Below are 18,813 nucleotides of genomic sequence, written 5' to 3' on the forward strand. Positions count from 1 at the left end.
CGATCTCTATGCGGTTCGAGCAGAATCATGTCCATGACGGAAGCTGCTGTCGCCTTTTGGCTCGCCCGTCCAGGGCAGGGTGAGATGGCTATATCAGCGTCGGTCAGGTCGAGGAGGCGGACACCGAGCATGCGGATCTGCTCGGGCAGTCGGTGTTCTGTCTGTATCCGCATCAGACCCGCTACCGGGTTCCCGCCGCCGCCTTGCATCCGCTACCGTCGGGGGTGCCGGTCGCGCGCGCGGTCCTTGCCGCACAGATGGAAACGGCGATCAACGGCCTCTGGGACGCGCAGCCTCGACTTGGTGACCGCATCGCGATCGTCGGCGCGGGCACCTTAGGTTGTCTCTGCGGCTGGCTGGCAGGCCAGATACCAGGCTGCGAGGTGCGGCTCATCGATATCAATCCGCGCCGCGCCGAGACTGCCGCCGCCCTCGGCCTTGACTTTTCCGAACCGGCTGATGCTTGCCCCGACGCCGACTTGGTTATCCATACCAGCGCGACCCAGCAAGGTTTGCTCTCGGCGCTCGCGCTTGCCGGCGATGAGGCCACCGTGCTCGAGCTGAGCTGGTTTGGTACGCGCGAGGTAACGCTGCCGCTCGGCGCGGCCTTTCATCCGCGCCGGCTCACGCTGCGCTCATCGCAGGTTGGCCGTCTACCTTTGGGCCAAGGCGCGCGCTGGGACGTGCGTCGGCGCATGCGCTTGGCCTTGTCGTTGCTCACGGAGCCGGCTTTGGACGTGTTGATCACCGGCGAAGAGGCCTTTATCGAGCTGCCGCGAATCATGGCCGAGCTGAGCAGTGCCCCAGGGGATACACTGATGCAACGCATCCGCTACGACTGTAACAATGGCGATGCCGACAAGAGAGCGAGACTGACCAATGTATAGCCTGTGTGTCCGCGACCACGTCATGATTGCGCACAGTTTTCGCGGCGAGGTCTTCGGCCCGGCGCAGCAACTGCATGGCGCCACCTATGTGGTCGATTGCGAGCTGCGGCGCCCGGCGCTGGATGCCAATGGGCTGGTGGTTGATATTGGCCAGGCGTCGATGGTGCTGCGCGAAGTGCTGGCCGAGTTTGACTACCGTAACCTGGATGAGCATCCGGCGTTCAAAGGTCACAATACGACCACCGAGTTCCTCGCCGGGGCCATCTTCGAGCGGATGGCGGCGCGCATCGCGACCGGCGATCTCGGCGAGTCCGCCAAGGGCTTGACCGGGATGCGCATCCAGTTGAGCGAATCGCACATCGCCTGGGCCGCCTACGAGGCCGAGCTGCCAGCCTCTGGTGCCACCGCTGTGACGGATCAGGCTGTGGGCCAAGGTCAGGTGGCGGGCCAGGGCTCTGCCCTGGATCAAGCGCTGGCATCAAGTCTCACGCAAGGCCCCACATGACAACGCCGATCATCGAGCATCGATTCCGCGTCGCGTTGCACGATACCGATGCCGCTGGCGTGCTGTTCTTCGCGCATCTGTTCCGCCATGCCCATGACGCCTATGAAGCGATGATGGTGCGCATCGGCTGGCCACTCGATGGCCTGATTCGCGGGCGCCAGATCGGCCTGCCGCTGGTCCATGTGGAAGCCGATTTTCGGCACCCGATGCGCCACGGCGATCAGGTCGCGGTCAAGATCGAACGCGCTGGGCTCACTGAGCGAGACTTCAGTCTGGCGTATGGGTTTTTCATCCACGAGTTCGAGGTGGCGACGGCGCTGAGCGTGCATGCGGCGATCGATCCCCGCTTCGGCAAACGCCAACGGCTGTCGCCCGAACTCGCGCATGCCCTCACCGCATTGCCCCCGTGCGCGGAGCCGGGCGTTTGAATATTATCCTTTAATCGAGCTGAGTGATCTCGGCGGCGCGTGCGGCGAGCGCGCGCCGGTCGCGCTTGCCGGAGCTGAGCATCGGCAGGGAGTCGAGGCGTGCGAAACCGCGTGGTCGCTGGTGCGAAGGCAGATTGTCGCGACACCAGGCTGCCAGCATGCTCGGCGCCAGGCTGCCAGTGTAGAGCGCCACGAGTCGGTGTCCCCAGGTCGGGTCAGGCACGCCGACGACGGCGACCTCGGTGATCCGATCGAGTTGGGCGATCTCACGCTCGATCTCGGCTGGCAGCACATTGATACCGGCGATGAGCACCACATCATCGGCGCGGCCCAGCACCTGTAAGCCGCCGCCCGGCAGTCGGCAGGCGAGGTCCGAGGTTTGCAGCCAGCCATCGTCGAGGCCCTCGCCGGGCCTGCGCGCCGGATTGGCATAGCCGAGCATCAGCATGGGCGCGCGAAGGCGAAGCGGTTGGGTGTGCCGCGCGGCTGGTTGCTGGGATGGTGCTGCGCTGGTTTCCACACTGGCTTCCACGCTGGCCTCCGCGCAGCTCGGGCAGCCGAGTTCGACCCCGGCGAGCGGGATCAGACCCTGCGGTGGCACACCATCGGCACCGATCCAGCCGCCGGCGATCTGTGAGAAGGTCTCACTCATGCCATAGCCGAGATAGAGCGGCCAGCCGTGATCGAGCGCGCGTCGGGCGAGCCGCGCATCGAGCCCCTGTCCGCCTAAGAGCACGACCCGCAGCGATGTTGGCGGCGTTGGATCGTCGAGGCTCAGCAAGCGCTCCAGTTGAGCCGGCACGAGCGAGACATGCGTGATGCCATCCTCCCGAAGCGCGGCGTGCACCGCGTCGGCCGCGAAGCGCGATTGCACTTGCAGCTCGGCACCAGCAAGCGCACAGCGATAGCCAATCGCCAGCCCGCCGACATGATGGCGGGGTAACACGCAAAGCCAGCGATCACCGCGCCTCAGCGCGAGGCGCGCATTCACGGCCTGGCAGGAGGCGAGGATCGTCGCCGCGCTCAACATCACGAGCTTGGGGTCCGCGCTGCTGCCGCTGGTCTCGACCAGGAGAAACGGCGTGATCGCGGCTTCGGTCACGGCTGTGGTTGGCTCCGCCGTCGTTGTCGCTGCTGCTGCCGCTGGGCTGAGGTCTGCGAGCGAGGTTGGTGCCTGGGCGTATCGGCTGTCGCTTAGCATGCCGGGTAATCCTGCGCCCGACTCCCCATCGCCCTCAGCGGGCTCCCACCACCATTCAGCGCCGGTCGCGCGCATCAGCGCCGCGCGCCGCGCATCGGGAAGATCGGCTCGTATCGGCAGCATCGCCACCCCGAGCCGAGCCAGCGCCCATTGCATCAGCAGCGAATCCAGCACCGGCGTGGTCGGGCAGAGCACCAGCTCGCGCGCCGAGACACCGGCCTGGGTCAGCGCGCGCGCGCGCTGCTCGATGAGCGTCGCAAGCTCGGCATAGGACCAACGTCGCTCGCCAATCCGCAGCGCACTGGCATCGCCGAGCGCGCGCCGTTGCTCGATCAGCTGGATCAGGTCGCGGGATTCATTTGGCGGCACGTGGCGTTCGCTCCAGCGCAATGAGGTTTGTTGGCAGCGGCGCATGCGCTCGCTGTAAGATGTGCCACAAGATGCCGCGCTGAGCCAGCGCAAGCAAACGAACGGTTCGGCTTGACCGACAAGAATCCCCGACGCTAGGGTCTTGCCGCACTCGCGTTCGCGCGAGACCAGCTACCGACCAGGGCTCCCTGTCAGGCCCACCCAATTAGGTTCAAACAACTATGCCGCTTGCCTTCCCCTTTTCCGCCATTGTCGCCCAAGAGGAGATGAAGCTCGCGATCCTGATCGCGGCAACGGATCAGAGTATCGGTGGCGTGCTCGCGTTCGGCGATCGCGGTACGGGTAAATCAACGGCGATTCGCGCGCTCGCGGCCCTGCTGCCGACCATGCGCGTGATCGATCGCTGCATCTACAACTGCGATCCGGACGCCTCGGAATCGGGGCTCTGCGAGCAATGCCGCGAGCGCAAGGCCCATGGCAAGGTCAAGGTGCGCAAGACGCAGGTGCCGGTGGTCGATCTGCCGCTCGGTGCCACCGAGGATCGCGTGATCGGCGCGCTGGATCTGGAAAAGGCCCTGACGCGCGGCGAGAAGGCGTTCGAGCCGGGCTTGCTGGCGCGCGCGCACCGCGGCTTCCTCTATATCGACGAGGTCAACCTGCTCGAGGACCATCTGGTCGATTCGCTGCTCGATGTCGCCGCCAGTGGCGAGAACGTGGTCGAGCGCGAGGGCTTGAGCGTGCGCCATCCGGCCAAGTTCGTGCTGGTCGGCAGCGGCAACCCGGAGGAAGGTGAGCTGCGCCCGCAGCTGCTCGACCGCTTTGGCCTCTCGGTCGAAATCAGCACCCCGCAAGATCTCAAATCGCGCGTTCAGGTAGTGCGCCTGCGCGATGAGTTCGAGCGTGATCCGCCGACCTTCATCGAGAAATACAAGCGCAAGGATGGCAAGGTACGGCGCCAGATCATGAACGCCAAGGAGCGCCTGGCCAATGTCGAGGTCCCGGACGCGGCCCTCGAGCGCGCCTCCGAGCTGTGCATGAAGCTCGGCACCGACGGCCTGCGCGGCGAGCTGACACTGATCCGCGCCGCGCGAGCCTTCGCCGCGCTCGAGGGCGACGATAGCGTGACCGATGCGCATCTGAAGCGGGTCGCGCCGCCAGCGCTGCGTCATCGGCTGCGCCGCAATGTGCTCGATGATGCCGGCTCCACCACCCGCGTCGAGCGCGCCATCGAAGAGCTGTTCGGGGAATGAGCGACGAGACCCAGCCCTCGCTGCCCGATCACAGTGCGCGCTGGGAGGATGCTTGCCTCGCGGCGGCGCTGTTCGCGGTCGATCCGGCCGGTAGCGGCGGCATCTCGGTGCGGGCGCTGCCGGGGCCGGTGCGCGATCTCTGGATGGAACTGCTGCGCGAGCTGCTGCCGGCGCAGTTGCCATTCCGGCGCATCCCGCTGCATATCGCCGATGGGCGTCTGCTCGGTGGGCTCGACCTGGCCGCGACCTTGCACGCCGGGCGCCCGGTCGCCGAACGCGGGCTGTTGGCCGAGGCCGATGGCGGCGTGGTGCAGTTGGCGATGGCCGAGCGCGTCGGTCGCTCCACCGCCGCCTATCTGAGCACGGCGCTCGATAACGGCGAGATCCAGGTCGAGCGCGACGGGATCACCGCGCGCACCTCGGCGCGGGTCGGGGTGGTGGCGCTCGATGAAGGTGCGAACGACGAAGAGCAGGTGCCGCATACCTTGCTCGATCGCTTCGCCTTCTTGCTCGATCTCGGCGATATCCGTTACACCGAGGCGATCGCCTCTGACATCGACCCGAGCGAGATCCAGTCGGCGCGGCATCGGCTGTCGGAGATAGCCATCGATGATGAGGCCATCGAGGCACTTTGCGGCACGGCCTTGGCGCTCGGCGTCGATTCGCTGCGCTCGTCGCTCGCCGCCTTCCGGGTGGCGCGGGCCTCGGCCGCGCTCGCCGGGCGCGAGCGGGTCGAGTCCGCCGATGTGAGCGCGGCGGCCCGCTTGGTGCTGGCGCCGCGCGCGACCCGCATCCCGATGCCAGAGCAGCCGGATGAGGAGCAACAGGCCGAGGAACCGCCGCCACCGCCGGAAGACAATCAGGACGAGCAACAGGATCAGGACCAGACGCCCCAGCAGGAGATGGACAAGCCGCTCGAGGAGCAGGTGCTGGAGTCCGCGCAGGCGGCCATTCCGCCAAATCTGTTGGCGATGCTGCAGATGGGTGCGATGCGCCAACGCTCGAACTCGAGCGGTAAGTCGGGGGCGATCCAGAGCGGCTCGCTGCGTGGCCGACCGGCCGGCACTCGGCGCGGCGAGCCCGGCGCCGGCGCGCGGCTGAACGTGATCGATACGCTGCGCGTCGCAGCACCCTGGCAGCGGTTGCGCCGCCAGGAGCGCGCCGAGAAGGGCGGCGCCTCCGAAGTGCTGGTCGAGGTGCGGCGCGATGATTTTCGCATCACCCGCTATCGCCAACGCTCGGAGACGACGACGATCTTCGTCGTCGATGCCTCGGGTTCGGCGGCGCTGCACCGCCTCGCCGAGGCCAAGGGCGCGGTCGAGTTGCTGCTAGCCGACTGTTATGTGCGTCGCGATCGCGTGGCGATGATCGCCTTCCGGGGTCCGGGCGCCGAGATCCTGCTGCCACCGACGCGCTCGCTGGTGCGCGCCAAGCGCGGCCTGGCCAGTCTGCCCGGCGGTGGCGGCACGCCGCTGGCCTCCGGCATCGATGCCGCGCTGTCGCTCGCCGATGGAGTCACGCGTCGCGGTGGCACGGCGGTGGTGATCCTGCTCACCGATGGCCGCGCGAACGTCAATCGTGATGGCATCGGTGGCCGTGCGCAAGCGGCCGAGGATGCGTTGGCCTCGGCGCGTGCCTTCCGCGTCGCGGAGCTGAAAGCGCTGGTGGTGGATATGTCACCGCGACCACGGCCGGATGCCGAGAACCTGGCGCGCGAGATGGGCGCGGTCTATCTGCCGTTGCCGCATGCCGATGCGCGCGCGCTCTCCGGTGCCGTGCAGGCGGTCAGTTGATGCACAGGCCGCCGATGCACAGGCCACCGCAGGTTGGCTCCCCATGACCTCGGCCTCGGTGATGAACGACAGGCCGATCTGGGAACGCGACGGGCACAGTTGGCCGAATCGCGATTGCAGTCGCTTCGTCGAGGCCGGCGGGCTGCGTTGGCACATCCAGGAGGCCGGCAGCGGCCCGCCATTGCTGCTGATCCACGGCACCGGCGCGGCCTCGCATTCTTGGGGCGGGCTGTTGCCTTTGCTCGCCGAGCGCTATCAGGTGCTCGCACTCGACCTCCCCGGGCATGGCTTCACCTCGGCGCCGGCGCCGAAGCAGTTGTCATTGCCGGGCATGGCCACGGCCGTGGGCGCCTTGACCAAGCAGCTCGGCTTCGCGCCCGAGATCGTCGTCGGCCATTCGGCCGGCGCGGCCATCTTGGCGCGCCTGTGCCTCGATGGCTCTATCCAACCCAAGCTGTTGATCAGCCTCAGCGGTGCCTTGCTGCCCTTGCGCGGATTCGCTGGCAAATGGTTCTCGCCGGCGGCCAAGCTCTTCGCTCGCAGCTCGATCGTGCCGCGCTTCTTCGCCCAGGGCGCGCGCAAGGACCCGCGCAGTGTCAAGCGCATGGTCGATGGCACCGGCTCGCGTCTGAGCCCGGAGGAGGTCGCCCTGTATCGGCTGCTGATCGCCTATCCAGGGCATCTGGCGGCGGCGCTCAATATGATGGCGAACTGGGATCTCGAGCCGATGCTGCGCGAGCTGCCGCAGTTGCGGCCGACGCTGGTCCTGGTGGGCTTCGCGGAGGATCGCACGGTGCCGCCGAGCGAGGCCGAGCGCGCGCAACGGTTGCTGCCGTCGGCGCGCCTGCGGCGACTGCCGGGGCTTGGCCATCTCGGGCACGAGGAGAGCCCGTCCGTGGTCTTCGATCTCATCGTCCGCGAGGCCGGCGCTCTGCCCTGAGCGGCGGCGAATGCCGCCTCATCAGTCTTTCTTCAGCAGATCGGCGAGCCCGGCAAAGGGATTGTGGGTGCTGGGCGCAGCGGTGCGTCCACCGGTGGCGCTGGTATCGCGCCCGGCGGCGACGGCGGCCAGGTGCTCTTCGTACTTCTGATGCTCGTTGTCGTGACAATAGAGGCAGAGCAGTTCCCAGTTGCTGCCGTCGGGCGGATTGTTGTCGTGATCCATGTCCTTGTGATGCACGGTCAGCTCGCGCAAGTTGCTACGATCGAACTCACGCGCGCAGCGTCCGCACACCCAAGGGTAGAGTTTGAGCGCCTGCTCGCGATAACCGGCGGCGCGCTCGTCCATCGCGCGGCGGGCGCTGGCGACGACGCGATCGAGCTTGCTGCCATCGATGGTCTGGCCGGTGCGGCCGTGGCGGGATTGGTCTTTGGGCATCTTGGACTCCGCTGGGTCGGGCGGGCGATTCGCCGGCTGGTCTGGATCGGACCCTGGGGCTTGCGGCACGGGTACCGGTAGGCCGGGGTCGCACAGGGTCATCGAGCCGATTGTAGCCGCAAGTTCGATAATGTTCTCGGGTATGCTTGCGCCTGCCATGGATCTGCTCAACGACCTGTTCCGCTCACCGCCCTGGGAGGCCATGCGCGTCGGCCTGCATCTGGCCTTTGCGCTCGCGTTGCTGTTTTGGCTCTGGCAGGCCTTGCGGCTGCGCGCGGCCGTGTCGCTGCGGCATTTGGCGCGGCCGCGCGCCTGGCTGTTGCCGGCGGTGGGTCTGCTGACGCTGGCCTTGGTGGCCATCCTGACTTATCAGGCGACCTGGCAGCTTGGTGGGATGGCACGACCGCAGTTCATCGCCTTCATGCAGTTGCATGACCGGCGGCAGTTCAATCCCGCGCACTGGGTTCAACGCGGCCGCATCCTCGATCGGCGCGGTCGGGTCTTGGCCGAGAGTCACAACCGTGACGGCGCCGCCGAGCGTGTCTATCCCTATGGGCCGGTTTTCGCGCATGCCGTGGGTTATGCCGATCCGCGCTTTGGGCTGAGCGGTATCGAGGCCATCGCCAACCGGGCGCTGAATGGAGCAACGCTGCAGAGTCTCGGCGACTGGGGTGAACTGGGACGCCAGGTGCTGACCCAGAGCAAGCGCCCGCGTGGCCAGGATCTGGTCACTACTCTGGATGCCGAGCTGCAGCAGCTGGCGGTCAAGCGGATCGCGGCGGCCAAGCCGGTCGGGCGCGGCGCCGTGGTAATACTCCGGCCCACTGATGGCGCCGTGCTGGTGCTAGCGAGCGTGCCCGGCTTCGATCCCAATCGGCTGCAACCGACTGTTTTCACTGGCGCTGATGCTACCAACCCGCTGATGAATCGGGCCACTCAGGGTCAGTATCCGCCGGGTTCCAGCTTCAAGGTGGTGCTCGCCGCACAGGCCTTGGAGACGGGCTTTCATGGCCGTTTGGACTGTCCCGCCGAGGGTTACACCACCTCGAGTCGCTATCGGCCGATTCGGGATCACGAATACTACGAGGCGAAGCGCGCCGGTCGGGCCTGGGCCGGACATGGCCCGCTCGATCTCTCCACGGCGCTGGCCAAGTCCTCGAATGTCTTCTTCGCCCAGCTGGGCATCCTGGGCGGCCATCGGGCTTTCGCAGCGACCGGTCAGCGGTTCTCCTTCAACCGCTCGATCGCCTTTGTCGGTGGTCCCTCGGGGACGCTGCGGCTACAGTCCGCACGGCTTGAGCCGATCCCCGAGCGCGATCGCTACGGATTAGCGCAGGCGGCGATCGGTCAGGGTCGGGTCACGGCAACGCCTGCCTACATGGCGCTGATTGCGGCAGCGATCGCCAACGAGGGTGTGGCGATGCGTCCGCGTCTGCTGCGCGATCGCCCGCCCGAGACGCTGACACGCTTCATGAGCGCCGATACCGCGCGTCGGCTCCGGGTGATGTTGCGGGGCGCGGTGAGCGAGGGTACCGGTCGCGGGATCGAGACTGACGGACTCGAGATCGCCGGCAAAACCGGCACCGCCGAGAATCCGCAAGGGGCCTCGCATAGCTGGTTCATCGGCTTTGCACCGGCGTCGGCGCCACGGCTCGCGTTCGCGGTGTTAGTCGAGCATGGCGGATACGGCTCGACGGTCGCGGCGCCCATCGCTCGCGATCTGCTGCTCAAGGCCGCTGAGCAAGGCCTATGATGAGCCGCGTTACACCAACAAACCTTGAGGATTTCTGGCGGCTACGCGCACCAGAGCGTCAACTGCTGCTGTGGGCGCTGTTGATCGCCCTCCTTGGGTATCTGATGCTGCTTGGCGCACAGACCAAGGAGGGGCTGGATGTCCGGCTCAGCGCCTTGATCCCCTTGCTCGTGTTCATGGGCGCCTTCGTCAGTGCTCATCTGAGCTTGGTGCTGGCGCGCTTCCGTGGCGATCAGCTGCTGCTTCCCGTCACGGCTTTGCTGAGCGCGATCGGCTTGATGGCTCAGGCGCGGACCGGACTCCTCGGCGCTGGAGCGCTGCACGGGTCCAAGCTGGCATTGCTGCCGCTTGGGGTCGCACTGATGTTGACCATCACGATTGCTGGCCGCCAGGGCCGCTATCGGCTCGCCGCGCGCGCGACCTGGGTCTGGGGCGTATTCTCGTTGCTACTCATGGCGCTGGTGCTGGTGACGGGGCAACGCTATCGCGGTGCGGTATACGGTCTCGGCTTGATCACGCCGACCGAGCTGCTGAAGCTGACCATGGTGCTGTTCACCGCCGCTTTCGTTGATCAACACATCAAGCGGCTCAGTCGCTGGCGCGGTCTGCTGCCGCCGTTGGCGCCGCACTGGCGGCTGCTGCTGGTCTGGGGCGCGTTATTGTCGATGCTGCTGCTGCAGCGTGATCTCGGGCTGGTGCTGATCCTGGGTCTGACGCTGATCGCGGTCTTGGCGGCGGGCACCCGACAGCCCGGTTACCTGCTCTATGGCTTGGTGCTGGGTGGTGCGGCTGGCGCGGTCCTGATCCGCTTTTTCAGCCACGGCCTGAGTCGCGTCGAGGTTTGGATGAACCCCTTTACCGACCCGACCGGGGCCGGTTGGCAGGTGCTGCAAGGCCTATCCGGGATGTACGCGGGCGGACTCTGGGGCGAGGGCTTCAGCGAGGCGCGTCCACGCTACACGCCGATCGCGGAGTCGGACCTGATCTATGCGGTTTGGGCCGAAGAGCTTGGCTTTGCCGGCAGCCTGCTGTTGCTGCTGTTGTTCGCGGTGCTGCTGACGCGTCTGCTGACCTTGGCCGCGCGGGCGCGCACGCCCTTCGGGCTGATGGCGGCAACTGGCGTGGCCACTGTGCTGAGCGTGCAGACAGTGCTGAATGTGGGGGGCGTCACCAAGGCCCTGCCGCTCACCGGGATCACCTTGCCGCTGATCAGTCATGGTGGCAGTAGTCTGCTCACCGTCTTCGCGAGCCTGGGCCTGGTACTCGCGATCTCCGATGGCGAGCCGGTTAAGTCGCGTGCGAAGACATCGGCGCCCAAGGTGGCACCCAAGGCGTCTAAGACATCCAAAGCCACCAATATGCCGGATGTCTATCGGGTCGGCTATGGTCTCAGGCGCAAGGGCGGGGTCAAGCCGGTGAAATCATCACCTCAGTGATCGTCGAGCAGCGCGGCAAGGGCCGCAAGCAGCGCGGCGTTTTCATCAGGCGTGCCGACGGTGATGCGCAGGCAGTCGGCGAGCAGGGGATGGCTGCCGTCGAGGTGCTTGATCAGGAGGCCGCGCTCGCGCAGGCCGGTGAAAAGTGCGCCCGCTCGCCCAGGCCGGGTGCGGACCAGGATGAAGTTGGCATCGCTCGGGAACGGCTCGAGTCGGCCTTGACCACCGTCGAGTTCGGCGAGGGCGCTGGCGAGCCGATCGCGCTCGCTGCGGATGGTCTCGGTCTGGGCATCGAGGACATCGCGATGGCGCAGCGCGAAGGTGGCGCTGGCCTGGCTCAGGCAGTTGATGTTGTAGGGCAGGCGCACCTTGTCGATCTGCTCGATCCAGTCCGCCGGGCCGGCCAGATAGCCGAGCCGCAGTCCGGCTAGGCCCATCTTCGAGACGGTGCGCATGACCAGTAGATTCGGCCAGTCGCCGAGCCGTGGCAGGAAGCTGGCGTCGGTGAAGGGCGCATAGGCCTCATCGACGATGACCAGGCCGGGGCTGGCGGCGATGATCCGCTCGATCACCGCCGGATCGAAGAGGTTACCGGTCGGATTGTTCGGATAGGCGATGAAGGTCAGCAGCGGTCGGTGGTGCTCGAGCGCCGCCAGGGTGGCGTCGAGATCGAGCGCAAAATCAGCCGCGCTCAGCGCGACGCCGACATACTCGAGCCCGACAAAGCGCGCAATCATCCGGTACATCACGAAGCCGGGATCGAGCGAGAGCAGCGTCGGGCGGCCCGAGGTAGCGTTCGTCAACGCCTCACCACCGGCCTCAGCAGCATCCGCGCGCGTCTGTTCACCGGGTGCGGCCACCGCGAGCGCCAGCATCTGGATCAGCTCATCGGAGCCGTTGCCGAGCAGCACCCCCATGTCGGGCGGGATCGCCATCGCTTCGCGCAACGCCGCTTGCAGGTCGCGGGCCTGCGGGTCCGGATAGCGGTTCAGCTCGGCCTCACGCAGCGCCGCGAGCCAGTCATCGCGCAGCGCCTCAGGCCAGCGGTAAGGATTTTCCATGGCGTCGAGCTTGATCAGGCCGGTGGCATCCGGCACATCATACGCCTTGAGCGCCTGGATCTCGGGGCGGATCAGCGTCTCGACCAGGTGGCTCATGGCGGTTGGTCGCGCCGTTTGTCCCGTGTCCGTGATTGCAGTGTATTTCACGGTTTTTCACCGGTGCCAGGGCCACGATATTCGGCTGAGCGGGCGTGGGCGGTCAGGCCCTCGCCGCGCGCGAGGGCCGAGGCGGTGTCGGCGAGCGCGGCGGCGCCGGCCGCCGAGGCCATGATCAGGCTCGAGCGCTTCTGGAAGTCATAGACCCCGAGTGGCGATGAGAAGCGCGCGGTGCGCGAGGTCGGCAGCACATGATTCGGCCCGGCACAGTAGTCGCCAAGCGCCTCGGCGGTGTAGCGGCCCATGAAGATGGCACCGGCATGGCGGATCTTCTCGGCCAGCGCCTCGGGCTCGGCGACCGAGAGTTCCAGATGCTCGGGCGCGATGCGATTGGCGACCTCGGCGGCCTCGTCCTGATCGCGGGCGAGGATCAGGGCGCCGCGCGCGCTCAGCGCCTGCGCGATGATCTCGCTGCGCTCCATCTGCGGCAGCAGCCGCTCGATGCTCGCCTTGACCCGGTCGAGATACTCGGCCTCCCAGGCGATCAGGATCGATTGGGCGTCCTCGTCGTGCTCGGCCTGCGAGAACAGGTCCATCGCGATCCAGTCCGGGTCGGTCTTGCCGTCGCAGAGGATCAGGATCTCGGACGGACCGGCGACCATGTCGATGCCGACCTGGCCGAACACCGCGCGCTTGGCGGTGGCGACATAGATGTTGCCGGGGCCGACGATCTTGTCGCAGGCCGGAACCGTCTCGGTGCCATAGGCGAGCGCGGCAACCGCTTGCGCACCGCCGAGGGCGAAGGCGCGATCGACCCCGGCGATGGCGGCCGCCGCCAGCACCAGCTCATTGAGTTCGCCGCCCGGTGTCGGGACCACCATCACCAGCTCCGGCACGCCGGCGACCTTGGCCGGGAGCGCGTTCATCAACACCGAGGAGGGATAGGCCGCCTTGCCGCCAGGGACATAGAGTCCGACCCGATCGAGCGGGCTCACCTTCTGACCGAGCACTGTGCCATCGGCCTCGACGAACTGCCAGCTCTGCAGGCGCTGATGCTCGGCATAGGCGCGGATGCGCTCGGCGGCGGCCTCCAGCGCCTCGCGTTGAGCGCTCGGGATCGCCTCCAATGCCGCGCTCAAGCGTTCCTGGTCGAGTTCGAGCGCCGCTGCATCCTGCGGGTGCCAATGATCGAAGCGCGCGGTGTACTCGATCAGCGCGGCGTCACCGCGCGCGCGAACATCGGCGATGATGGTCTCGACGGTCTGCTTGACGCCCGCATCCGAGACCGACTCCCAGGCGAGCAGGGCGTCGAGGCGGGCATCGAACTGCAAATCGGTGGTGCTCAAACGGGCGATGGTGGAGGGAGCGATCTGGGTCATGGCAATGCGAGACGCTGAGGTGCGAAAACGATGAGTGGCAATGCAAAAGGCGCGGGCAGGGCCCGTCGGCCGCGTCAGGCGCTCGCGACCGCGCCGCGCAGCGCCTCGACCAGGCCGGCGACGCGCTCATGCTTCATCTTCCAGGAGGCCTTGTTGACGATCAAGCGCGAGCTGATGTCGCCGATGTGCTCGAGCGGTACCAGCCCATTGGCCTTGAGCGTGTTACCGCTCTCGACCAGATCGACGATCAGATCCGAGAGTCCCACCAGCGGCGCGAGTTCCATCGAGCCATAGAGCTTGATGATTTCGACCTGCTGGCCTTTGGCGGCGAAATGCCGTTCGGCGCTGCGCACATACTTGGTGGCGATGCGCAGTCGTCCGCGCGCCGGCGGTGGCACCAACGCGGCATCGGGCCGGCCGGCGACCATCAGGCGACAGCGCGCGATGCGCAGATCGAGCGGTTCGTAGAGCCCCTCGCCACCATGCTCGAGCAGTACATCCTTGCCGGCCACGCCGAGATCGGCGGCGCCGTACTGGACATAGGTGGGCACGTCGCTGGCGCGGATGATCACCAATTTCACGTTTGGGTCATTGGTGTCCAGGATCAGCTTGCGGCTGGTCTCCGGGTCCTCGCTCGCCCGCAGTCCGGCGGCCTCGAGCAGCGGCAGCGTCTGCTCGAAGATACGCCCCTTGGAGAGCGCGATGGTGAGCCTGGGATCGTTGGACATGGATGCGGTCGCTCTCGGCAGCAGGTCAGGTCAGGACGGTTCAGGAAAGGGCAGATCGGCTCGGGGCAAGGCGACTCAATGCACGCGCCGGATCAGCGCCCCGAGCGCGGCCAGCTTCTCCTCGATATTGTCGTAGCCACGATCGATATGGTAGATGCGATCGATCAGTGTATCGCCTTCGGCGACCAAACCGGCCAGCACCAGGCTGGCCGAGGCGCGCAGATCGGTGGCCATCACCGGCGCGGCGGTCAGGCGCTCGACGCCGCGACAGATCGCGACATTGCCCTCGATGCGGATATCGGCGCCCATGCGCTGCATCTCCAGCGCGTGCATGAAACGGTTCTCGAACACCGTCTCCTTCACCATGGCACTGCCCTCGGCGATGCTGTTGAGCGCGCAGAACTGGGCCTGCATATCGGTCGGGAAAGCCGGATGCGGTGCGGTCTGGATGTCCACCGCGCGGGGGCGGCGGCCTTGCATGTCGAGGTCGATCCAGTCGGCGCCGGCCTCGACCCGCGCGCCGGCCTCGCGCAGTTTCATCAGCACCGCCTCGAGCAGGTCGGCGCGGGTGCCTTGCACGCGCACACGCCCGCCGGTCATCGCGGCGGCGACCAGGTAGGTGCCGGTCTCGATGCGATCCGGCAGCACCCTGTAGTCGGTGCCGTGAAGGCGCTCGACGCCCTGGATGTGGATGCTGTCGGTGCCGGCACCCCGGATGCGCGCGCCCATTTGGGTCAGGAACCGCGCCAGGTCCACCACCTCGGGCTCGCGCGCGGCGTTCTCGAGCACGGTCTCGCCCTCGGCGAGGGCGGCAGCCATCATCAGATTCTCGGTGCCGGTGACGGTGACCATGTCCATCACATAGCGCGCGCCGCGCAGGCGTTTGGCGCGTGCATGCACATAGCCGTTCTCGACCTGGATCTCGGCGCCCATCGCGCGCAGACCCTCGAGATGCAAATTCACCGGCCGCGCGCCGATCGCACAGCCACCGGGGAGCGAGACATTGGCCTCGCCAAAGCGGGCCAGCAATGGGCCGAGCACCAGGATCGAGGCGCGCATGGTCTTGACCAGCTCATAGGGGGCCTCGAGGCTGGTGATGTGGCGCGCGTCGGCCTGGATGCCCATGCGCTCGTCCACCGTCAGCTGCACGCCGAGGCGCCCGAGCAGCTCCATGGTGGTGGTGATATCGCGCAGATGCGGCACGTTCGAGAGCGTGCAGACGCCATCGGCGAGCAGGGTCGCGGCCATGATCGGCAGCGCGGCGTTCTTGGCGCCCGAGGCGCGGACCTCGCCATCGAGACGCGATCCGCCGGTGATCAGGAGTTTATCCATGCCGAGGCTTATCCGTGCTGATCCGTCTCGATGCCGAGTAGACCGTCGACGTTGGAGAAGAGGGCGATGCGCCTCAGCGCATCCGGCCAGTGCGCGAAACTGAGCCCGAGGCCAGCGTGCTGGGCCTGTGCGACCCAGTCGAGCAAGAGCGCGATCGCGGCGCTGCTGCTGCGCTCGACACCGCCGAGGTCGATCTCGAGGTGTTGGGGCTGGCTCGTGCTGTCGCGGCGCAAGCGCTTGAACAGCCGCTGACCCTGGCGCGCAAGCTCGGGCATGGTGCTGAGATCGAGGGGGCCCTGGAGCCTGAACTGGCCGGCGCCAAGCTCGACCAATTCCGCCGCTTGCTGGGCCGCCGCGCCTGCGCCGTTGCGAGCAGGCACGGGCTCAGGCACCGCGCGCGGTCTTGGCTCGCAGTTGCTCGATCAAGCCGTCGATCCCCGAACTGGCGATGGTGGAGCGAAATTGACTGCGATAGTTCGAGATCATGCTCACCCCGTCGATGACCACGTCATAGACCTTCCAACTGCGGCCACGCTCGAGCATGGAGTAGTCGATCGGGATGGGGCTCGAGCCTGATTCGCGCACCTCGGTCGGCACCACGACGGTGCCCGAGCGGGTGCCAGGACGCGCGGCTTCGTAGACGATATCCTGGCCCGAGTACTTCATGATCGACCTGGCGTAGGTACGCACGAGCAGATTGCGGAAGCTCTCGATGAGAGCCTCCTGCTGTTCGGGGCTGGCGTCCCGCCAGGCGCGCCCGACCGCGAGTCGGGTCATCTGCTCGAAGTCGAAGTGCGGGGCCAGGATGCTGTCGACCAATTCATTGATCAGCTGCGGCTTGCGCTCGACTTCGGCGCGCCGATTCTCCAGCGTGCTGAGCATCTTGCTGGCGGTCTGCTCGACCAGCTCGGTTGCCGAGGGCTCGGCGCCGAGGGCGCCCAATGGACTTGCCAGCAATAAGATGCCGGCGATCAGGAGTGTTCTCATTCGCCACCGTCCTCTGCTTTACTCAAAAGGAATTGTCCGATCATCTGTTCCAGTACCAACGCCGACTGGGTGAATTCGATGCGATCGCCGTCCGTCAACATGTCGGGGCTGCCGCCGGGGTCGAGGCCGATGTACTGCTCGCCGAGCAGGCCGGCGGTGAAGATGTTGGCGAAGGTATCGCTGGGGATCTGATCGTAGCGCTCGGCGATGCGCAGCGTCACCACGGCTTGGTAGGTCGCTTGGTCGAACTCGATCGCCTCGACCCGGCCCAGCCTGACACCGGCCATGCTCACCGGCGCGCGTACTCGCAAGCTGCCGATGTTGTCGAAGTGGGCCTTGAGGGTATAGCCCTCGCCGGTCGTCGCCGTGCTCAGGTTGCTGACCCGCATGGCCAGGAAAAACAGCGCGACGAAGCCAAGCGCCATGAAGGCACCGACCAGGATCTCGCTCAGGCGGATACGCGCCATGGCTTCAGCCTCCAAACATCAATGCGGTGAGAATGAAATCGACCCCCAGCACCGCCAGCGCCGATTGCACCACGGTGCGGGTGGTGGCGCGGCTGACGCCGGCCGAGGTCGGCGTGGCATCGTAGCCCTCGTAGAGCGCGATCCAGGTGACCACGAGACCGAAGACCAGACTCTTGATGACGCCGTTGATGACATCCTCCTCGAAGTCGATCTTGTTCTGCATCTGCCCCCAGAAGGCGCCGTCGTCGACGCCGAGCAGGCCAACGCCGACGAACCAACCGCCGAGCACGCCGACCGCGCTGAACATCGCCGCCAGCAGCGGCATCGAGATCAGCCCGCCGAAGAAGCGCGGCGTGAGCACGCGCTTGATCGGATCGACGGCCATCATCTCCAGACCGGAGAGCTGCTCGGTGGCCTTCATCAGGCCGATCTCGGCGGTCAATGCCGACCCGGCGCGGCCGGCGAACAGGAGCGCCGTGACCACCGGCCCCAGCTCGCGTACCAGCGAGGCGGCGACCATCACCCCCAGACTCTCGGCGGCGCCGAACTGTGACAGCACATAGTGGCCTTGGAGGCTCAACACCATGCCGACGAACAGGCCGGAGACGACGATGATCAGCAGCGAGAGCACGCCGATGCCATAGAGTTGCGCCAGCAGCAGACGCGGGCGGATCAGCAGCGACGGCAAGCCGGCGAGGATGTTCGCCAGCAGCAGGTGAGCGCGACCGAGGCTGGCCAGCACCGAGAGCCCCGCGCGGCCTAGACTCGCGAGTGGGTCAAGCATGAGGGGTGCTCAATGACGGGCATCCTGGAGCAGGTCCTGCTCCAGCGCCGGGGCCGGATAATGATAATGCACGGGCCCATCGGGCTCGCCATCCATGAATTGCCGCACCCAGGCCGACTCGTGGGCCGCGAGCTGTTGCGGGGTGCCTTGGGCCATGATCCTGCCATTGGCGATGATGTACAGATCATCGGCGATGCTGGCGGTATCGGCCACGTCGTGACTGACGATGATGCTGGTCATGCCGCTGGCATCGTTCAGTTGCCGGATCAGCGAGACCAGCACACCCTTGGAGATCGGATCCTGGCCGGTGAAGGGCTCATCGTACATGATCATCATCGGGTCCAGCGCGATCGCCCGCGCCAGCGCGACCCGGCGCGCCATGCCGCCGGAGAGCTGACTCGGCATCAAGGCCGCCGCCCCGCGCAGGCCAACCGCCTCGAGCTTGATCAGCACCAGTTTGCGCAGCACGGATTCCGGCAGCTTGGCATGCTCGCGGATGGGGAAGGCGACGTTCTCGAACACGCTCAGGTCGGTGAGCAAGGCACCGCTTTGGAACAGCATGCCCATGCGGGTGCGCAGCCGATAGAGATCGGCGCGACTGAGCGACTGGATCGCCTGTCCATCGACCTCGATCTCGCCGGCGTCCGGCTGCAACTGCCCGCTGATCAGCTTCAGCAGAGTGGTCTTGCCGGTGCCGCTCGGGCCCATGATGGCCGTCACCCGCCCGCGCCGGATCTCGAGATCGATGCCGTCGAAGATGCAGCGCTCGCCATGACAGAAGCGCAGACCACGCACGCGCACGAGGGCCTCGCCCGGCGTGGCGTCGGTGGCCGCCGCCTTTGGCTCGGCGGCGGGCTTGGACAGAGCTGATCCCATCGGTGGTTGATCCCTGTGCGGGCGGCGATCCAAAGCGGGGCATTCTCGCGACCTCCCCGCACAGCGTCAAGGACGAGGCGGCATTGCGGGCTGACGTGGGTTC

The 18,813-nt window shown here is 66.9% G+C and carries 17 protein-coding genes and 2 pseudogenes; 8 read left to right on the plus strand and 11 right to left on the minus strand.

Going from position 1 to position 18,813, the window contains the following annotated elements; genetic code table 11:
* Positions 1–86: 86 nt before the first annotated feature.
* The 3 genes and pseudogenes from CCR82_RS14180 to CCR82_RS14190 all read left to right on the plus strand — a co-directional run.
* Positions 87–887: pseudogene (locus CCR82_RS14180) on the plus strand (zinc-dependent alcohol dehydrogenase); the annotation flags it as partial.
* A pseudogene (locus CCR82_RS14185) lies at positions 880–1,269 on the plus strand (6-pyruvoyl trahydropterin synthase family protein); the annotation flags it as partial. The pseudogenes CCR82_RS14180 and CCR82_RS14185, both read left to right, overlap by 8 nt.
* Positions 1,270–1,388: 119 nt before the next feature.
* A complete protein-coding gene (locus CCR82_RS14190; RefSeq protein WP_201246451.1) occupies positions 1,389–1,820 on the plus strand; it encodes an acyl-CoA thioesterase in 432 nt (143 codons plus the stop codon).
* Between the two features lie 10 nt (positions 1,821–1,830).
* Here the strand turns inward: CCR82_RS14190 and CCR82_RS14195 are convergent, their stop codons facing one another.
* A complete protein-coding gene (locus CCR82_RS14195) occupies positions 1,831–3,390 on the minus strand; it encodes a class I adenylate-forming enzyme family protein (protein ID WP_338073179.1) in 1,560 nt (519 codons plus the stop codon).
* Positions 3,391–3,611: 221 nt separating this feature from the next.
* Between CCR82_RS14195 and bchI the strand changes: the two genes are divergently transcribed.
* From bchI to bchO, 3 genes are read left to right on the plus strand one after another with little or no spacing between them, the layout of a single operon-like run.
* Positions 3,612–4,640: a magnesium chelatase ATPase subunit I gene (gene bchI, locus CCR82_RS14200; protein ID WP_201246453.1), complete on the plus strand. Its 1,029-nt coding sequence runs from the start codon at positions 3,612–3,614 to the stop codon at positions 4,638–4,640.
* On the plus strand, positions 4,637–6,433 hold the full coding sequence (locus CCR82_RS14205) for a magnesium chelatase subunit D (protein ID WP_201246454.1): 1,797 nt from the start codon (positions 4,637–4,639) through the stop codon (positions 6,431–6,433). Before bchI ends, CCR82_RS14205 begins: the two co-directional genes overlap by 4 nt.
* 43 nt (positions 6,434–6,476) lie before the next feature.
* Entirely contained in the window at positions 6,477–7,373 is an 897-nt protein-coding gene (bchO, locus tag CCR82_RS14210; protein ID WP_242513501.1) for an alpha/beta fold hydrolase BchO, read from the plus strand.
* 21 nt (positions 7,374–7,394) lie between these two features.
* On the opposite strand, the gene CCR82_RS14215 is transcribed toward bchO, so the two are convergent.
* Positions 7,395–7,811 carry a YajD family HNH nuclease gene (locus CCR82_RS14215; RefSeq protein WP_201246455.1) on the minus strand — a complete coding sequence of 139 codons (417 nt, stop codon included), beginning with the start codon at positions 7,809–7,811 and terminating at the stop codon, positions 7,395–7,397.
* A 142-nt stretch (positions 7,812–7,953) separates the two neighbouring features.
* Here CCR82_RS14215 and CCR82_RS14220 point away from each other — a divergent pair, with 142 nt between their 5' ends.
* Both CCR82_RS14220 and CCR82_RS14225 read left to right on the plus strand, forming a co-directional pair.
* A complete protein-coding gene (locus CCR82_RS14220) occupies positions 7,954–9,564 on the plus strand; it encodes a peptidoglycan D,D-transpeptidase FtsI family protein (protein ID WP_242513502.1) in 1,611 nt (536 codons plus the stop codon).
* Positions 9,561–11,000: an FtsW/RodA/SpoVE family cell cycle protein gene (locus tag CCR82_RS14225; protein WP_201246456.1), complete on the plus strand. Its 1,440-nt coding sequence runs from the start codon at positions 9,561–9,563 to the stop codon at positions 10,998–11,000. Before CCR82_RS14220 ends, CCR82_RS14225 begins: the two co-directional genes overlap by 4 nt.
* On the opposite strand, the gene CCR82_RS14230 is transcribed toward CCR82_RS14225, so the two are convergent.
* From CCR82_RS14230 to CCR82_RS14270, 9 genes are all read right to left on the minus strand, one after another.
* Complete coding sequence (locus tag CCR82_RS14230) at positions 10,994–12,157, minus strand: pyridoxal phosphate-dependent aminotransferase (protein WP_201246457.1); 1,164 nt, start codon at positions 12,155–12,157, stop codon at positions 10,994–10,996. The genes CCR82_RS14225 and CCR82_RS14230 overlap by 7 nt on opposite strands.
* 47 nt (positions 12,158–12,204) lie before the next feature.
* Positions 12,205–13,536: a histidinol dehydrogenase gene (gene hisD / locus CCR82_RS14235; RefSeq protein WP_201246458.1), complete on the minus strand. Its 1,332-nt coding sequence runs from the start codon at positions 13,534–13,536 to the stop codon at positions 12,205–12,207.
* A gap of 74 nt (positions 13,537–13,610) precedes the next feature.
* Positions 13,611–14,264, minus strand: coding sequence for an ATP phosphoribosyltransferase (gene hisG, locus CCR82_RS14240; RefSeq protein WP_201246459.1), 654 nt, complete (start codon positions 14,262–14,264; stop codon positions 13,611–13,613).
* A 75-nt stretch (positions 14,265–14,339) separates the two neighbouring features.
* Positions 14,340–15,596, minus strand: coding sequence for a UDP-N-acetylglucosamine 1-carboxyvinyltransferase (gene murA, locus CCR82_RS14245; RefSeq protein WP_201246460.1), 1,257 nt, complete (start codon positions 15,594–15,596; stop codon positions 14,340–14,342).
* Positions 15,597–15,604: 8 nt separating this feature from the next.
* Entirely contained in the window at positions 15,605–15,976 is a 372-nt protein-coding gene (locus CCR82_RS14250; RefSeq protein WP_201246461.1) for an STAS domain-containing protein, read from the minus strand.
* Between the two features lie 4 nt (positions 15,977–15,980).
* Positions 15,981–16,583, minus strand: a complete 603-nt coding sequence (locus tag CCR82_RS14255) for an MlaC/ttg2D family ABC transporter substrate-binding protein (RefSeq protein WP_201246462.1) — start codon at positions 16,581–16,583, stop codon at positions 15,981–15,983.
* Complete coding sequence (gene mlaD / locus CCR82_RS14260) at positions 16,580–17,050, minus strand: outer membrane lipid asymmetry maintenance protein MlaD (RefSeq protein ID WP_201246463.1); 471 nt, start codon at positions 17,048–17,050, stop codon at positions 16,580–16,582. Before mlaD ends, CCR82_RS14255 begins: the two co-directional genes overlap by 4 nt.
* Before the next feature lie 4 nt (positions 17,051–17,054).
* Positions 17,055–17,834 (minus strand): lipid asymmetry maintenance ABC transporter permease subunit MlaE, encoded by a 780-nt coding sequence (gene mlaE / locus CCR82_RS14265; RefSeq protein ID WP_201246464.1) that lies wholly within the window; start codon positions 17,832–17,834, stop codon positions 17,055–17,057.
* A 9-nt stretch (positions 17,835–17,843) separates the two neighbouring features.
* A complete protein-coding gene (locus CCR82_RS14270; RefSeq protein ID WP_201246465.1) occupies positions 17,844–18,710 on the minus strand; it encodes an ABC transporter ATP-binding protein in 867 nt (288 codons plus the stop codon).
* Between the last annotated feature and the right edge of the window lie 103 nt (positions 18,711–18,813).

This window comes from Halochromatium salexigens (genome assembly GCF_016653295.1).
In the GTDB taxonomy this organism is placed as follows: domain Bacteria; phylum Pseudomonadota; class Gammaproteobacteria; order Chromatiales; family Chromatiaceae; genus Lamprobacter; species Lamprobacter salexigens.

What these genes read in the sequence shown, in the direction of transcription:
- CCR82_RS14255 (WP_201246462.1), bottom strand. Translation starts at nt 16,583, where the DNA reads ATGAGAACACTCCTGATCGCCGGCATCTTATTGCTGGCAAGTCCATTG.
- CCR82_RS14230 (WP_201246457.1), bottom strand. Translation starts at nt 12,157, where the DNA reads ATGAGCCACCTGGTCGAGACGCTGATCCGCCCCGAGATCCAGGCGCTC.
- bchO (WP_242513501.1), top strand. Translation starts at nt 6,477, where the DNA reads ATGACCTCGGCCTCGGTGATGAACGACAGGCCGATCTGGGAACGCGAC.
- mlaD (WP_201246463.1), bottom strand. Translation starts at nt 17,050, where the DNA reads ATGGCGCGTATCCGCCTGAGCGAGATCCTGGTCGGTGCCTTCATGGCG.
- hisD (WP_201246458.1), bottom strand. Translation starts at nt 13,536, where the DNA reads ATGACCCAGATCGCTCCCTCCACCATCGCCCGTTTGAGCACCACCGAT.
- CCR82_RS14190 (WP_201246451.1), top strand. Translation starts at nt 1,389, where the DNA reads ATGACAACGCCGATCATCGAGCATCGATTCCGCGTCGCGTTGCACGAT.
- murA (WP_201246460.1), bottom strand. Translation starts at nt 15,596, where the DNA reads ATGGATAAACTCCTGATCACCGGCGGATCGCGTCTCGATGGCGAGGTC.
- mlaE (WP_201246464.1), bottom strand. Translation starts at nt 17,834, where the DNA reads ATGCTTGACCCACTCGCGAGTCTAGGCCGCGCGGGGCTCTCGGTGCTG.
- CCR82_RS14215 (WP_201246455.1), bottom strand. Translation starts at nt 7,811, where the DNA reads ATGCCCAAAGACCAATCCCGCCACGGCCGCACCGGCCAGACCATCGAT.
- CCR82_RS14270 (WP_201246465.1), bottom strand. Translation starts at nt 18,710, where the DNA reads ATGGGATCAGCTCTGTCCAAGCCCGCCGCCGAGCCAAAGGCGGCGGCC.
- hisG (WP_201246459.1), bottom strand. Translation starts at nt 14,264, where the DNA reads ATGTCCAACGATCCCAGGCTCACCATCGCGCTCTCCAAGGGGCGTATC.
- CCR82_RS14220 (WP_242513502.1), top strand. Translation starts at nt 7,954, where the DNA reads ATGCTTGCGCCTGCCATGGATCTGCTCAACGACCTGTTCCGCTCACCG.
- CCR82_RS14205 (WP_201246454.1), top strand. Translation starts at nt 4,637, where the DNA reads ATGAGCGACGAGACCCAGCCCTCGCTGCCCGATCACAGTGCGCGCTGG.
- bchI (WP_201246453.1), top strand. Translation starts at nt 3,612, where the DNA reads ATGCCGCTTGCCTTCCCCTTTTCCGCCATTGTCGCCCAAGAGGAGATG.
- CCR82_RS14225 (WP_201246456.1), top strand. Translation starts at nt 9,561, where the DNA reads ATGATGAGCCGCGTTACACCAACAAACCTTGAGGATTTCTGGCGGCTA.